Genomic DNA, 14,851 nt, shown 5'->3' with positions numbered 1-14,851 from the left:
GTGAACCGCAGCGCGCACTACGTCGGCGAGCGGAGCTTCGTCGTCGAGGACACCGACTCTGTGCCGCCCGGCCCCGGCCAGGTGCGCATCGCGGTCGCGTACACCGGGATCTGCGGCACCGACCTGCACATCGCGCACGGCGCGATGGACCAGCGGGTCCGCCCACCGGCGGTGCTCGGCCACGAGATGTCCGGCCGGATCGCCGAGCTGGGGCCGGGCGTGGACGCGCACCGGGTGGGCGACCCGGTGACCGTGATGCCGCTGGACTGGTGCGGGCGGTGCCCGGCGTGCCGTGCCGGCCACCCCCACGTCTGCCACCGGCTCACCTTCGTCGGCGTCGACTCACCCGGCGCGATGCAGCGCTCCTGGACCGTCCCGGAGCGCATCGTGGTGCCGCTGCCGGCGGACCTGCCCCTGCCGCGGGCCGCGCTCGTGGAGCCGACCGCGGTGGCCGTGCACGACGTCCGCCGCTCCCGTCTCGCCGCCGGCGAGCACGCGGTCGTCATCGGCGCCGGGCCGGTGGGGCTGCTCATCGGCGTGGTCGCCCGGGGCACCGGCGCCACGGTGACGGTCCTGGAGATCGACCCGGACCGGCGTGCGCTCGCCGCCGACCTCGGGCTCACCACGCTGGACCCGGCGGCGGTCGACGTGCCGGAGGCGATCCGGGAGGCGACCGGCGGCGCGGGCGCCGACGTGGTGTTCGAGGTGTCCGGCTCGGCCAGCGGGGTACGCCTCGCCACCGACCTGCTGGCGGTACGCGGACGCCTGGTGGTGGTGGCGATCCATCCCACTCCGCGGCAGGTGGACCTGCACCGGGTCTTCTGGCGCGAGTTGGAGCTGATCGGCGTGCGGGTGTACGAGCCGGACGACTATGCCGAGGCGGTCCGCCTGGTGCACGGCGGCCGGGTGCCCGCCGACCGGCTCATCTCCCGGATCGTGCCGCTGGACGAGGTGTCGCGGGCGTTCGAGGCGCTCGCGGCCGGCGGCGACGTGAAGGTGCTCGTCGACTGTGGAGGGGGCGCGTGAACCCGTTCGATCTCAGCGGCCGGGTGGCGGTGGTCACCGGCTGCCGGCGGGGCATCGGCCTGGCCATGGCGGAGGCTCTGGCCGCGGCCGGCGCCGACGTGGTCGGGGTGAGCGCCGCCCTGGAGGAGACCGGCAGCGAGGTGGCGGAGCGGGTGGCGGCGCACGGGCGGGAGTTCGTGCCCCGCCGCGCCGACCTGTCCGACCGGGCCGCCGTGCGTGAGCTGGCCGAATGGCTGCTCGCGCGCGGCCCGGTCGACATCCTGGTCAACAACGCCGGCACGATCCGCCGCGCGCCGGCCGCCGAGCACTCCGACGACGACTGGGACCACGTGCTGGAGGTCGACCTGTCCGCGCCGTTCGTGCTGGCCCGGGAGATCGGCCGGGCCATGGTCCGGCGCGGCTCCGGCAAGATCATCTTCACCGCGTCGATGCTCAGCTTCCAGGGCGGCGTGACCGTGCCGGGTTACGCCGCGGCGAAGTCGGGCATCGCCGGGCTGACCCGGGCGCTGGCGAACGAGTGGGCGCCGCACGGGGTGAACGTCAACGCGATCGCGCCCGGCTACATCGCCACGGACAACACCCGCGCGCTGCGCGAACAGCCGGAACGCAACCGGGCGATCCTGGACCGGATCCCGGCCGGACGCTGGGGGCGACCGGACGACCTCGGCGGCGTCACCGTCTTCCTCGCCTCCGACGCGGCGGCCTACGTGCACGGCGCGGTGATCCCGGTCGACGGCGCCTGGCTGGCCCGCTGACCGCAGGCCCGGCCCCGCCGCCCGCCGCCGGGACGCGGTGGCCGGGACCTCCGCGACGGCGGCGCGGCGGTAGCGTGGCGCCCGTGAACGGGGCATCGGTACGGGCGAAGCCGGGATCCGGCCGGCGACGACGGGGCGCCGTCGCGGTCACGGTCACGCTGGCGCTTCTCGGGTGCGGTGCGCGCCCCGGCGCCGATCCGGCGAGGGACGACGCGCCGGTGCCGGACGCCGCGCGGACCACCACCGAACCCGCGGCGGCTGCGGCGGAGCGCCTCAACCAGGCGCTCGGGCACCGCAACCGGATCCGGGACGCCGCGTCGATCGCCGCCACCGAGGTCGTGACGGACGTCGCGACGCCGCCGCCCGGCGCCGACCCGGCCGCCCGGCAGGAGGCCCTGGCCTGGTCGGGTCGCGTCTACGCGGACGAACTGGCGACCATCGACGTCCGGTTCGTGTCCCTCGGGGAAGGGCCGACGGCCCGGCCCGGCGGGAGCGGCCAACCCGCCGGCCGGGCCACCCGCTGCTACCGCTACGAACTCCGGCTCTACCGCTACACCACCTACCGGGAGATCGAGTGCCCGCCCGGTGCCGCTCCCCCGCCGCCGACCGCCGCGCCGGTGCCGGCGCTGCCGGCGGACGGGCGCGAGCGGCTCACGACGGTGCTGCGCGCCGCCACCCCGGCGACGCTCGCGGGCGCGGTGCGGGCGGCGTTCCCGCAGGAGTGGATCACCGTGGACACGATCACCCACGAGGGCGCGCTCGTCGCCGCCGTGGGCGTACCGCAGGAACGGCAGTGCCTCCTGCTGGTCCGCACGCCGGCCGGAAAGATCGAGGAGCCCGGGTACGACCGGATCTGGCTGGAGCCCGGCGAGACGGGCTGCCGGACCGGCCTGTATGTCGCCCCACCCCGCTGACCGTCACGGTGGCGTTGACGGACCTGTCCCTCCTGTCCGAGATCGGGGCCGCCCGCGCCCGGCTGGACGAGCGGGAGCTGGAGCTGATCGACCGGGCCCGGCACGACGGCGCCACCTGGGCGGAGATCGCCGGCGCGTTGGGGCTGAGCAGCCGGCAGGCCGCCGAGCAACGCCGGCAACGGCTCGTGGCGGCCCGCCGCGCGCGGCTGGGGCGACTCGACCGCACATGGTCGGCCGAGGTGGTGGGGTTGCGGGCCGCCGTGACCGATCTCGATCGGTGGATCGCGGCGGACCGGGCGTGGGACGGCCGCTTCCGCCGGGCGGCGCTGGTGCGCCGTACCTGCGCGTCGGCCCTGGACGCCGCGCCGGGACCGTTGTTCGCGCTGGCCGCGTACCTCGTCGGGGACCTGGCCGGGGTCGGACCGCGACTGCCGGCGCCGGCCCGCGACGCCGCCGGACGGATCGCCGCCGCGCTGTCAACGAAAGATTGACATGCGCCAGCGGCATTGCGTCGCTCCCACTCAGGATTTGAGGATGTGAGTCTTCCCCGCTCAACTCCGGAGGGCTCATGCGCCGCAACGCCGCGCTGTTCGTGGCCATCTCGGTGCTGTCCGGGCTGGGCGGCAGCGCCATGGCGCTCGTCGCCGGCATCTGGGTGCTCGACCTCACCGGCTCCACCGGGCTGGCCGCGCTCGCCGGGCTCTGCGTCTACGCCCCGGTGCTTGCCGGTCCCTGGCTCGGCGGGCTGCTCGACCGGGCGCCCCGGCGACCGCTCGTCATCGCCGTCAACCTGGCGCTGGCCGCCGCCCTGCTCAGCCTGCTCGCGGTCCGCGGGCCGGGCCAGACCTGGCTGATCTTCGCGGTCACGCTCGCCTACGGCGTCAGCTACGTGGTGATCGACGCCGGCGAGACGGCGCTGCTGCCGGCGGCGCTGCCCCCGGCGCGACTCGCCGACGTCAACGGCTGGCGGTCCAGCGCCCAGGAGGGCATGAAGCTGGTCGCGCCGCTGGCCGGGGCGGGCCTCTACGCCTGGCGGGGCGGGCACCCGGTCGCCGTGCTCAGCGCCGCCGTGCCGCTGCTGGTCGCCGTGCTCTACGGCGCGCTGCGGCTACGGACCACCGACGCCGCCCCGGCCGACCGGTCCGCGACGGCCGACCCGGCGCCGGCCCGTCCGTCCGGCCCCCGGGCCGGGCTCGCCGTCCTCCTCCGCCGCCGCGCGGTGCGCGTACCCGTGGCGTTGGCGGCGGTGTCGATCGCGATGTCCGGCTTCACCACCGCGGCGCTCTACGCCGTGGTGACCGAGGAGCTGGCCCTGCCGTCCACGTTCCTCGGCGTGCTGGCCAGCGCACAGGGCGCCGGTTCGGTGCTGGCCGGGCTGGTCGTCGGCCGGCTGGTCCGCCACCGGGGCGCGTCCGCCGTCGGCGTGGCCGGCGCGGCGCTGTTCGCCGCCGGCTGCCTGGGCCGCTGCCTGCCCTGGTGGCCGGCCACGGTGGCCGCCTCGGTGGTGATCGGAGTCGGCCTGCCGTGGACGCTCGTCGCCGCCGTCACCGCGGTACAGACGCACACGCCGCCGAAGCTGCTCGGACGGGTGTCCGGCACCGCGAACACGGCGATGTTCGGGCCGATCACGCTGGCCATCCCGCTGGGCTCGGTGGCCGTGCACGCCGGCGGCCGACCACCGTTCGTCGCCGCCGCCGCGGTGTGCCTGGCCGCCGCGCTGGTCGCGGTCGTCGGACGGCCGGTGGCCCGGCTCCGGCCGCGCGCGGGGTCATGACCTCGGGGTACGACGCGGCCCGCCCTCGACGAAGGAGGACGGGCAGCGTCGGCCGCTACCGCCAGGTGTCGGTGTTGGCGCGGGTGCCGCCGGCCGGGGTGGTGAAGGTCCGGTTCGCGCCGGACTCCCAGGTCACCGTGCCGTCCGGGTTCTTCCTCACGTACTTGTACGCGACCGCGGTGTTCGGCGGCAGGTCGACGGTGGCCCGCCAGACCGGGTAGGTGGCCGGGGAGAGCGCGACCGCGTTCGCCGGGTTCCACCCGCCCAACGCCGCGACGTCACCGACCACGAACACGTTCTGGCCGTACGTGGTGGTCGCGGTGACCGCGAACGAGGTGGCCACCGCCGTGGAGACGGTGTCGCCACGGAACGTCCCGGTCACCGCGTACGTGCCGGCGGCCGGCGTGGTGAAGCTCCGGTTCGCGCCGGACTCCCAGGTCACCGCCCCGGCCGTGCTGATCTTGACGAGCTTGTACTCCACCGCCGTCGACCGGGGCAGGTCGACCGTGGCACGGTACGCGCCGCCGCCCTGCGCGGCGAGCTTGACGCCGTTGGCCGGCGTCCACGAGCCCAGCTCGGCGACGTTGCCGACGACGTACACGTCCTGGCCCGCGGCCGGGGACGCGCTCACGGTGAACGTGGTGGCGACCCGGTCGGTGGGGTTGCCGGTCGGGCTGGTCGTCGGCGACGCGGTCGGCGACGGACCGGTGCCCGGCCGCGCGTTGACGTGGACCGCGACGGCGTTGTTGGCCGGGATGGTCACGGTCGCCCGGCCACCGGAGACGGTGATCGTGCCGCCGGTGCAGCCACCGGCGGTGGCGCTGCCGGAGACGACGTCACAGTAGCTGCCGTCGGCGAGACCCGTGGTGAACGTGGCGGTGGCGGCGGAACCGGAGTCGTTGATGCCGATCCAGGCCCGGTCGCCGCGGTGGAAGCCGATCACGTTGCTGTTCACGGTGGTGAAGTCCGAGACCGTCTTCACCTGCCGCGCCGCGTTGGCCCAGCCGACCATGCCCTTGATGCCGGCGCTGCGGGTCAGGCAGTTCCACGCGGCGCCGCAGACCGTGTCGGTGACCCGCCCGGTGCCGTCGCTCGGCGGGGACTGGTTCCGGTTCGACCAGGTGAAGCTGTCGTAGACCGACGGCTTGCCGTGCGGGTAGGCGAGCGCGAAGTAGTTGGCGAGCACGTAGTCGGCGCCGTTCTGGTACGACAACACCACCCCGTCGCGCTCCAGGTCGTGGTTGGTGACCATGGCGAAGACGTTGGCGCTCGGCGCGTCGAGGTTCCAGTTCGGCACGTTCGCCAGCGTGGAGATGGAGCCGAGGAACGCCGAGCGGATGCCCTTGGCGTACCCGAAGTCGAGCACGTCGCCGTTGCCGACGTACGCCCGGGCCTGCAACGCCGGGTTGCTCGCGCCGTCGAAGATCTCCTGGGCGACGTACGGGCGGCGGCCCTCCGCGACGGTGTTGCTCAGCTTGCCGAGGATCGCCGCGAAGTCGTCCTTCTTGACGTGCTTGACCGCGTCCACCCGGAACCCGTCGACCCCGAGGCCGATCAGGTCGTTCAGGTAGCCGGCGATCTTGGTGCGGACCGCCTCCTTCTCGGTGTAGAGGTCGGACAGGGAGAGCAGCTCACAGCTGGTCACCTGGGCTTCGTTGTTCCAGTCGCTGATCCCGCCGCCGGTCGGGCAGTTGTCCCCCGGTCGGTGGAAGTCCCCGCTGCCGTAGGGCACCGCCGGGTAGCTGTAGCCGGAGAACTCGGTGCCGGCGTAGCCGCGCGTGCCGGCCGGGTTGTTGGTGCCGGCCATGTGGTTGACCACCGCGTCGACGTAGACCCGGACGCCGGCGGCGTGGCAGGCGGTGACCATGGCGGCGAACTGCTGCCGGTTGCCGAACCGGCTGTCCAGCTTGTACGACACCGGCTGGTACACCTCGTACCAGGGGTGCACGCCGTCGGGGCTGTTCGGCAGGCTCACCGACTCCTGCGGCGGGGCTACCTGCACCGCGCCGTACCCGGCGGGGCCGAGGTGGTCGGTGCAGGCGGCGGCGATCGACGTCCAGTTCCATTCCCAGAGGTTGGCGGTCACCTCGCTGTCGTTGAGGACGGTGGCGGCGCGGGCGGGGGTGGCGGTGGTGGCGGCGGCGACGACGGCCGTGCCGCCGGCCGCGACGAGCGCGGCGGCGAGCAGCAGACGACCGGCGCGGCCACGGGGGTGTGGCCTGACGGATTCCATGACAGGGGGACCTCTTCCGGTGCTCGAAAGGGCTCACAGGGGGAAGGACGGCCGTCCAGGTGCGACCACGATGCGGCATCCATGAAAGTCTTTGCAATACCTTGCGGCAAACTTTTTGAAACTTGCAAGCAACACCCGCGCCCGCCTTCCCCGCACTCTTTCCGTGAATCTGCACGGAGGTCAGCCGAAGAAGGGGGTGATCATGAAGTTGACGCCGCCTACGGAGATCAACGCCGCCGTCAACCTCATGATCGCTCCCCGGCGGCCACCACACCCACCGGTGCGGCGTTCGTGCCGTTCGCGGCATCGGCGGCGGGCCGTCAGTCAGGTGACCGTCGCGGCGGTCAGGAAGAACGTCACCGCGTAGGTGAACCGGCGCGCAGCGACGGCATCGTCGAACTGGTCTTCGAACGCGCGGGCGTCGGCCGGGTCGAGTGCTCCGCGTCGCGCGGCTGTGGCGGCCCAGCTGCGGAGGCCGAGCACGTTGTCGACGGCGGTCGGGTCCCGCACCAGCAGCGTCCGGGGCTCCACGGCGACGTCGACCAGGCCGTGCGCGGCCAGAAGGCCGGCATGCTGATGGGCCAGAGCGCCGTTGCGCAGGAGAACGTCAGCCCGGAACCGCAGCACGCGCCGCGCCAACCCCTGGTCGGCGATGTCGAGCGCCTGGGTGTCGTAGTCCGGGTCGGCGAGGACGACACGGCCACCCGGGCGGACGACCCGGACGAGTTCCCGGATCGCGGCGTGGGGATCGGCGAGGTGTTGCAGCGTGCGGTCGGCCCATGCCCCGTCGCAGGAGTCGTCGGTGAACGGCAGGTGATGGGCGTCGGCGACGGCGCACCGGGGCAGACCGCGCGCCCGCATGGCGGCGGCCATGGTCCACGCGTGATCGACGGCCACCACGCTGACGTCGTATTCGTCCGTCAGGGAGGCCGCGCCTGCCCCGGTGCCGGCGCCGACGTCGAGGTAACGACCACCGGGCAAGGGGTCGAGCAGCTCCCGGACCCGCCGCTGGTACGACCGGTAGAAGGGCTCCTCGCCGAGACGGTCGAGCACGCCGACCCAGGCGTCCGGGGTCGGTTGACGGTCGACGTCGGTAAACCCGTGCATGACCGAAGCGTATTGGTCGGACGCCTCCGGTTGTGGAAGTCGTCGCCCCGACGGCCACCACCACGCCCCGGGCCGATCGGGTCGGCGAGGTAAGCGCGGGAAAACCCGTGGGCTGCCGGACGCGCTTCCCGCATGATCGACTCGTGGACACCTACCTGGAGACCGAGCGCCTGGTCCTGCGCCGTTTCACCGCCGACGACGCGGAGCTGCTGATCGAGCTGGACAGCGACCCGGCGGTGATGCGCTACCTGACCGGCGGCACACCGACCGCGCCGGAGATCATCCGCGAGCGCTATCTCCCGAACATCCTCGCCGGCTACCAGAAGTGGGGCGGCGACCTCGGGCTGTTCGCCGCGCACGAGAAGGACGGCGGCGCGTTCATCGGCTGGTTCATCCTGCGTCCCGCGCCGCAGGGCCCGCTGGACGAGGTCGAACTCGGCTACCGGCTGCGGCAGGCGGCCTGGGGCAACGGCTACGCCACCGAGGGCTCGCGGGCGCTGCTGGGCACGGCGTTCACGAAGCTCGGCATACGCATGGTCTGGGCGGAGACGATGGCGGTGAACCACGGTTCGCGCCACGTCATGGAGAAGCTCGGCATGACGCTCGTGGGCACCGTTCCCACTCCCCCGGACCTGGAAATGATCGAGGGCGCCGAGCACGGGGACGTACGGTACGAGATCACCAAGGAGCGGTGGGAGCGGCAGTAGCCGGACGAGCCCCGATCGGTCCGTGACGGATCGACCGGGGCTCGTCGGGTGGAACAGGCGGATCAGGACCTGTCGAACCGGTCCAGCTCCATCACCTTGGTCCAGGCGGCGACGAAGTCGGTCACGAACTTCTCCCGCGCGTCGTCGCTGGCGTAGACCTCGGCCAGCGCCCGGAGCTGGGAGTTCGAGCCGAAGATGAGGTCGACCGCGGTGGCGGTCCACTTCACCGTGTCGGTGGCCAGGTCGCGGACCTCGTACACGTGCTCCTCGGACTCCGACGCCTTCCACCGGGTGCCCGGGGAGAGCAGGTTGGTGAAGAAGTCGTTCGTGAGCACGCCGGGCCGGTCGGTGAGCACGCCGTGCGCCGCGCCGCCGACGTTGTTGCCGAGGGCGCGCAGGCCACCGACGAGGACGGTCATCTCCGGCGCGGTCAGGCTGAGCATGTACGCCCGGTCGACGAGCAGCACCTCCGGCTCGGTCTTCTCGCCCGGCCGCAGGTAGTTGCGGAAACCGTCGGCGCGCGGCTCCATCACCCGGAACGACTCGACGTCGGTCTGCTCCTGGGTGGCGTCGGTGCGCCCCGGGTGGAACGGCACCGTCACCTCGACCCCGGCGTCCCGCGCCGCCTTCTCGACCGCGGCCGAGCCGGCCAGCACGATCAGGTCGGCCAGCGAGATCCGGGCGCCGCCGGCGGCGTTGAACTCCCGCTGGATGCCCTCCAGGGCCGCCAGCACGGTGGCGAGCTGCTCGGGCTGGTTGACCTCCCAGTTACGCTGCGGCTCCAGCCGGATCCGCGCGCCGTTCGCGCCGCCGCGCTTGTCGGTCGAGCGGTAGCTCGCGGCCGAGGCCCAGGCGGTGGAGACGAGCTGGGCGGTGGTGAGGCCGGAGTCGAGGACCTTCGCCTTGAGCGCGGCGACGTCGGCGTCACCGACGAGCTCGTGGTCGGCGGCCGGGACCGGGTCCTGCCAGAGCTGCGCCTCCGGCACCCACGGGCCGAGGAAGCGGCTGACCGGACCCATGTCGCGGTGCAAAAGCTTGTACCACGCCTTGGCGAACGCCAGCGCGAACTCGTCCGGGTTCTCCAGGAAACGACGCGAGATCTTCTCGTACGCCGGGTCGACGCGCAGCGACAGGTCGGTCGTCAGCATCGTCGGCCGGTGCTTCTTGGCCGGGTCGTGCGCGTCCGGGATGATCGCCTCGGCGTCCTTGGCGACCCACTGCTTGGCCCCGCCCGGGCTGGTGGTGAGCTCCCACTCGTAGCCGAAGAGGATCTCGAAGAAGCGGTTGCTCCACTGCGTCGGCCGGTCGGTCCAGGTCACCTCGAGGCCGCTGGTGATCGTGTCACCGCCCTTGCCGGTGCCGTGCGTGCTCAGCCAGCCGAGGCCCTGCGCCTCCAGCGGGGCGCCCTCGGGCTCCGGGCCGACGTGGTCGTCGGCGACGCCGGCGCCGTGGGTCTTGCCGAACGTGTGGCCACCGGCGATGAGGGCGACGGTCTCCTCGTCGTTCATCGCCATCCGGCGGAAGGTCTCCCGGATGAAGTGCGCCGCCGCGAGCGGGTCCGCGTTGCCGCGGGGGCCCTCCGGGTTGACGTAGATGAGGCCCATCTCGGTCGCGCCGACGCCGGCGGTCATCTCCTTGTCGGAGGCGTAGCGCTCGTCGCCGAGCCAGGTGTCCTCCGGGCCCCAGAAGATCTCCTCGGGCTCCCAGACGTCCTCGCGGCCGAAGCCGAAGCCGAAGGTCTTGAAGCCCATCGACTCCAGCGCGACGTTGCCGGCCAGCACCAGCAGGTCGGCCCAGGAGATCTTCTGGCCGTACTTCTGCTTGACCGGCCAGAGCAGCCGGCGGGCCTTGTCCAGGTTGGCGTTGTCCGGCCAACTGTTCAGCGGGGCGAACCGCTGGCCGCCGTCACCGGCGCCGCCGCGGCCGTCCTCGATGCGGTAGGTGCCCGCCGCGTGCCAGCTCATCCGGATCATCAGCCCGCCGTAGTGGCCGAAGTCGGCCGGCCACCACTCCTGCGAGGTGGTGAGCACCTGGGTGATGTCGCGCTTGAGCGCCTCGACGTCGAGCTTGGCGAACTCCCGGGCGTAGCTGAACTCCGGCCCCAGCGGGTTGCCCTTGGACGAGTGGGCGTGCAGCACCGACAGGTCGAGCTGGTTGGGCCACCAGTCCCGGTTGGTGCGCGGGCGGCCACCGGTCTTCGGGGTCGGCGAGTCGATCGCCGGGTTCTCGCTCTCGCTGCCCTGGGCGGTCACGGAGTCGTGCGCGACCGGGCAGCCGGCCGCCTCCTTGGCGTCCACGCCCTGGGCGCTGACGGGCCCGTTGTCCTGGGTGTCGCTCATCTGTTTCCTTCCGAACTGGCGGATCACTGGCCGAACTGGCTGATCACTTGGTGGTGCGGTCGGTCGCGCAGTCGGGGCAGGTGCCCCAGTAGACGACTTCCGCCTCGTCGACCACGAACCCGTGGTCGTCGGCGGCGGTGAGGCAGGGGGCATGACCGACGGCGCACTCGACGTCGGCGATCGTGCCGCACGAGCGGCACACGATGTGGTGGTGGTTGTCCCCCACCCGCGACTCGTAGCGGGCGACGGCGCCGGCGGGCTGGATGCGGCGCACCAGCCCGGCGTCGGTGAGCGCCCGGAGCACGTCGTAGACCGCCTGGTGGGAGACCGTGGGCTGGTCCGCCCGGACCAGTGCGATCACGGTGTCGGTGTCGACGTGCGGATGGTCCCGCAGGGCGGCGAGCACCGCCAGGCGAGGCCGGGTCACGCGCAACGAGACCGCCCGCAACTGGGTCTCGAAGTCGGACGTCATGCCACGACCTTAGTCCAGTCTTCTGGAATCAATCAAGTTTCGGCCTGGGTGTGTCGGCCGGCACACGCGACGGTGGGGGCGCCGCTGTCGCGGCGCCCCCACCCGGGCGAAAGGTCGGCTCAGCTAGCCGAACAGGTCGCCGTCGGCGTGTTGCTGTTGCCGTTCTTGTAGAGCGTGATGCCGAAGTTGTTGCCGTTGCCGTTCGGACGTGCCGTGAGCGTGCCGCTGTTGCCGCTGATCGACGCGTTCCAGCTGTTCTGCAGGCTCTGCCCGCCCTGGGTCTGGATCCGCACCGTCCAGTTGCTGCTGCCGCTGACCGAGAACGTCGTGTTGAACCGGTCACCCCACTCCTCGGCCCGGTTCACGCTGACCGTGCAGCCGCCACCGTTGTTCGGCGGCGGGGTGGTCGGGTTCGAGCCGCCGGTGCCGTCCACCGTGACGTTGGAGTTTCCGCTGCTCTGGTAGCCCTCGGTGGCCAGAATCTGGTAGTCGTGGTTGCCGAGGTTCATGCCGAGCCGGGACCAGGCGCTGAAGTGGTTGCCCGCGGAGATGGTGCCGCCGACCCGCTTCGACTGCCGGACGCTCCAGTACTGGTAGAAGGTCTTGTTGTCGCCCTCGATCGACGGCGCGTTGACCCGCTGGGTGCGGTAGATGTCGTACGTGCCGCCGTCCGAGCTGACCGAGCCCATGTAGCCGCTGCCCGGCGGGCGCCAGCTGCCCCAGCTGTCGACGATGTAGTACTCGACCAGGGGGTTGTGGGTCCAGCCGTACAACGTGAGGTAGGCGTTGCCGGACGGGTTGAAGCTACCGGAGTACGTGACGTTGCGCGCGGTGCCGGGATTCCAGCCCTTGCCGGCCACGAAGTTGTTGATGCCGCTCCACTGGGTGCTGTACTGACCGCCGTTCCCCATGGTCATGGAGACGTTGCCACTGTCCTTCCAGAAGGAGAAGAAGTAGCCGTTGTTGGTGCCGGTCTGGTTCGACGTGACGGTCGTGTCGGCGTAGGCCGGACTGGACAGGACCGCCGTCGTGCCGGCGGCGGCGAGCGCCACGGCGCAGGCGCCGCCGAGGAGCATCCTGAGGCGTCCGCGCCTGCGGCTGCCCGAGCGGACGGGGGCGTCGTTCATGGGCGTGTTACCTCCCTGTGGTGGCGGGGCGCGGCCGGCGGGTGGCAGCACCACGACCGGCCGACGAACCTCGATCGCCATCGAGGCGAGTCGATGGCCACAGTATTGGAGACGTCGTTCATTGTGTCAACAACTTCCGGAAACATCATGGAAACCGATGACCGCGGCAGCGGGGCCATGGAGACGGCATAGGTGCTGGCAGACGGTCAGGTGAAGCGCTTCGACACCGCACGTCCGGTGGGCCCTGACGGAGATCAGGTACCGAAACTTTCGGAGACTTTCCGGTCCAGAAGATCGGGACCGGGGCCTTCGGTCGCCTGCCGCTCCGGCCGCCGCGCTCACCGCGGGTCAGCCCGCCTGACCGGGCCGCGCCGGCCGGCGAGCGGGGACGCGAAGCCCGCGGACGCCGGCCCACGTTCGGTACCCGGCTGATCAGCGAACACGGTCTCGAATGTCGGGTTCCCCGGCCAGGACGGCGGCGCTCACCTCGCGCACGAACGCGGGCACGTCGCCGGCCCGGCCCGGATCACTGTCCAGCCCGGATTCGTACCACCAGTCGCGCGCCCAGCCGATGAGGCCCGCCCAGTGCGGGAACGCGGCGGCGGTCGGTTCGGCGGCCTGCCGCTTGGACAACTGCCGACCGCACCGGAGGCGCTGGTAGGCACGGCACAGGGTGAGCACCGCGTAGGACTGCGCGCCGGCGCCGGTCATCTCGACCACCCAGTCCGGCCAGTCGCGTACGTGGTCGAGCAGGGCCGCGCGGACGCGACCGGGATCGATCTCCGGCAGCAACGCGTCGGCCGCCGGGCCGAGCAGCGTACGGCCATGCTCCCGCACCGATGACCAGGTGACCACGCGATGGCTGGTGGCGGGCAGCAGGTGCAGCAGTTCGCCGGGACTGACCCGGGCGATGACGTGCTGCCGGTCGGCCTGCCCGCGAGCGGCGTCGCGGACCGCCGCCACCGAGACGTACTCCACCTCGATCCGGCCGGCCCACTCCGGATGCCGGCGGTCCAGGTCGGCGTGCAGCACGGCGAGCACGCCGAGGAGCGGCTCGTCCGGGTCGCGGTCGAGCACCGCCAGCAGGTCGAGGTCGCTGCGCCCCGGGGCGAAGTCGCCGCCCACGAGCGACCCGTGCAGGTAGAGACCGGCCAGCCGGTCGGAGAGCTCGTGCGCCCAGGCGGTACGGAGGTCGGTCAGAACGGGTTCTGGCGAGATCACTTCGCCATCCTGCCCGACGCCGGAGCGACGGGACCCCGCGCTCGTCACCCCGGCGGTGCGGCGCACGGGTTCGCGCGTACCCCGGCAAGCAGGTCGGCGGTGGTGTGCGCCCGGACCTCCGGCGACGCGCCGCCGGCGTGCCCCGCGACGACGTCCCGGACGTGCCGCTCGGCGGGTTCGGCCAGGCCGTCGTAGACGGCCGCGAACAGGTCCCGGGCCGCCTGCCGGGGCCAGCCGGCCGGCAGCAGCTCCAGCGGCAGTTGCGGGTCGAGCGTGGGGAACCGCCGGTAGGTGTCCATCACCTCGGTGCGCGCCCGCACCGCCGCCGCGCCGTCGACCGACCCGGTCCGGGACGCCAGCGGGGTCCACCGGCGCAGGAACTCCTCGTACTGCCGGCTGATGGCGGTGATGTCCCATGCCTCGATCGGCGGACGCCCGCCGGGCGCGTCCAGCTCCGCGTGCCGGCCCCGGAACACCGTGACCGCGCCCAGGGTGAGCTGGGCCAGCCGCGCACGCGCCGCCCGGGTCAACTCGTGCGGCGAGATCCACAGCCCGTCGTACAGCGGCGCGTAGCCGAGCCAGCGGAGCTGGCCGCGCAACGCCCGCCGCTGCGCGCTGTGATCCTGCGGCAGCGAGAAGGCGACGATCGTCCAGCACCCGTCCCACGGCGCCGCGGGCGAGGTGGAGTCGAGGATCCAGTGCCCGCCGGCGGAGAGGTTCGCGGCGACGGATTGGCTGAGCCGGTAGGAGCTGTTGCGGCCCGCCCGGCTGCGCTCCAGCACGCCGCGGCGGGCCAGCCGGCTGATCGCGGTCCGGGCGCCGGCGCTGCTCACCCCGGCCTCCGCGAGCAGCGCCACGATCGCCGCGGACGGAAGAGCCGCCCGGGTACGCAGGGTGTAGTCCGCCATCAGCGTCACCGCGACGCCCTGCGGCGCGGTGCCGGACTGCCTCCGGGGCAGCCGCACCGACGGCTCGTCCGGGTAGATCTCCTCGATGTCGAACGCGCTGGCCACGGGCGCTCCGGACTCGGCTCGGGGATGGGACCTCGACTGTAGACGGATCACGCCGGTGTCATGCACATCGTGATACGTCGATTGACACTTCGCGGACCGGCGAGAACACTATGTGCTACCCGACGCGGAGCCGGGCAGGGCGCACCACCGACGACCCCAACCT

Annotated in this window: 13 protein-coding genes; 6 read left to right on the top strand and 7 right to left on the bottom strand. The window is 72.9% G+C overall.

Annotated elements, in window-relative coordinates; all coding sequences use genetic code 11:
- From O7602_RS11215 to O7602_RS11195, 5 genes are all read left to right on the top strand, one after another.
- On the top strand, positions 1-1,026 hold the full coding sequence (locus tag O7602_RS11215; protein WP_281588510.1) for an alcohol dehydrogenase catalytic domain-containing protein: 1,026 nt from the start codon (positions 1-3) through the stop codon (positions 1,024-1,026).
- Entirely contained in the window at positions 1,023-1,781 is a 759-nt protein-coding gene (locus O7602_RS11210) for an SDR family oxidoreductase (protein ID WP_281588508.1), read from the top strand. Before O7602_RS11215 ends, O7602_RS11210 begins: the two co-directional genes overlap by 4 nt.
- Positions 1,782-1,864: 83 nt before the next feature.
- The gene (locus O7602_RS11205; protein WP_281588506.1) at positions 1,865-2,695 is read left to right on the top strand and encodes a hypothetical protein; all 831 of its coding nucleotides are present in this window, start codon (positions 1,865-1,867) and stop codon (positions 2,693-2,695) included.
- A 14-nt stretch (positions 2,696-2,709) separates the two neighbouring features.
- A complete protein-coding gene (locus O7602_RS11200; RefSeq protein WP_281588504.1) occupies positions 2,710-3,186 on the top strand; it encodes a hypothetical protein in 477 nt (158 codons plus the stop codon).
- Positions 3,187-3,263: 77 nt separating this feature from the next.
- Entirely contained in the window at positions 3,264-4,469 is a 1,206-nt protein-coding gene (locus tag O7602_RS11195) for an MFS transporter (protein WP_281588503.1), read from the top strand.
- Positions 4,470-4,524: 55 nt separating this feature from the next.
- Here O7602_RS11195 and O7602_RS11190 read toward each other — a convergent pair whose 3' ends face one another.
- Complete coding sequence (locus O7602_RS11190) at positions 4,525-6,702, bottom strand: carbohydrate-binding module family 20 domain-containing protein (RefSeq protein WP_281588501.1); 2,178 nt, start codon at positions 6,700-6,702, stop codon at positions 4,525-4,527.
- Between the two features lie 324 nt (positions 6,703-7,026).
- Positions 7,027-7,809 carry a methyltransferase domain-containing protein gene (locus O7602_RS11185; protein WP_281588499.1) on the bottom strand — a complete coding sequence of 261 codons (783 nt, stop codon included), beginning with the start codon at positions 7,807-7,809 and terminating at the stop codon, positions 7,027-7,029.
- Between the two features lie 143 nt (positions 7,810-7,952).
- On the opposite strand from O7602_RS11185, the gene O7602_RS11180 reads away from it, so the two are divergent.
- Positions 7,953-8,516 (top strand): GNAT family N-acetyltransferase, encoded by a 564-nt coding sequence (locus tag O7602_RS11180; RefSeq protein ID WP_281588498.1) that lies wholly within the window; start codon positions 7,953-7,955, stop codon positions 8,514-8,516.
- A gap of 62 nt (positions 8,517-8,578) precedes the next feature.
- On the opposite strand, the gene katG is transcribed toward O7602_RS11180, so the two are convergent.
- From katG to O7602_RS11155, 5 genes are all read right to left on the bottom strand, one after another.
- The gene (gene katG / locus O7602_RS11175; RefSeq protein WP_281588496.1) at positions 8,579-10,855 is read right to left on the bottom strand and encodes a catalase/peroxidase HPI; all 2,277 of its coding nucleotides are present in this window, start codon (positions 10,853-10,855) and stop codon (positions 8,579-8,581) included.
- Positions 10,856-10,898: 43 nt separating this feature from the next.
- A complete protein-coding gene (locus O7602_RS11170) occupies positions 10,899-11,327 on the bottom strand; it encodes a Fur family transcriptional regulator (RefSeq protein ID WP_281588494.1) in 429 nt (142 codons plus the stop codon).
- 119 nt (positions 11,328-11,446) lie between these two features.
- Entirely contained in the window at positions 11,447-12,454 is a 1,008-nt protein-coding gene (locus O7602_RS11165) for a glycoside hydrolase family 11 protein (RefSeq protein WP_281588492.1), read from the bottom strand.
- A gap of 432 nt (positions 12,455-12,886) precedes the next feature.
- On the bottom strand, positions 12,887-13,675 hold the full coding sequence (locus O7602_RS11160) for an aminoglycoside adenylyltransferase domain-containing protein (RefSeq protein ID WP_281588491.1): 789 nt from the start codon (positions 13,673-13,675) through the stop codon (positions 12,887-12,889).
- A 44-nt stretch (positions 13,676-13,719) separates the two neighbouring features.
- A complete protein-coding gene (locus tag O7602_RS11155) occupies positions 13,720-14,688 on the bottom strand; it encodes a PaaX family transcriptional regulator C-terminal domain-containing protein (RefSeq protein WP_281588489.1) in 969 nt (322 codons plus the stop codon).
- Positions 14,689-14,851: the final 163 nt, after the last annotated feature.

The organism is Micromonospora sp. WMMD1128 (genome assembly GCF_027497235.1).
GTDB lineage: Bacteria > Actinomycetota > Actinomycetes > Mycobacteriales > Micromonosporaceae > Micromonospora.
Note: the sequence above shows the minus strand (reverse complement) of the source record. Positions and strands in the feature narration are given on the sequence as shown.

What these genes read in the sequence shown, in the direction of transcription:
- O7602_RS11195 (WP_281588503.1), top strand. Translation starts at nt 3,264, where the DNA reads ATGCGCCGCAACGCCGCGCTGTTCGTGGCCATCTCGGTGCTGTCCGGG.
- O7602_RS11190 (WP_281588501.1), bottom strand. Translation starts at nt 6,702, where the DNA reads ATGGAATCCGTCAGGCCACACCCCCGTGGCCGCGCCGGTCGTCTGCTG.
- O7602_RS11185 (WP_281588499.1), bottom strand. Translation starts at nt 7,809, where the DNA reads ATGCACGGGTTTACCGACGTCGACCGTCAACCGACCCCGGACGCCTGG.
- katG (WP_281588496.1), bottom strand. Translation starts at nt 10,855, where the DNA reads ATGAGCGACACCCAGGACAACGGGCCCGTCAGCGCCCAGGGCGTGGAC.
- O7602_RS11170 (WP_281588494.1), bottom strand. Translation starts at nt 11,327, where the DNA reads ATGACGTCCGACTTCGAGACCCAGTTGCGGGCGGTCTCGTTGCGCGTG.
- O7602_RS11165 (WP_281588492.1), bottom strand. Translation starts at nt 12,454, where the DNA reads ATGAACGACGCCCCCGTCCGCTCGGGCAGCCGCAGGCGCGGACGCCTC.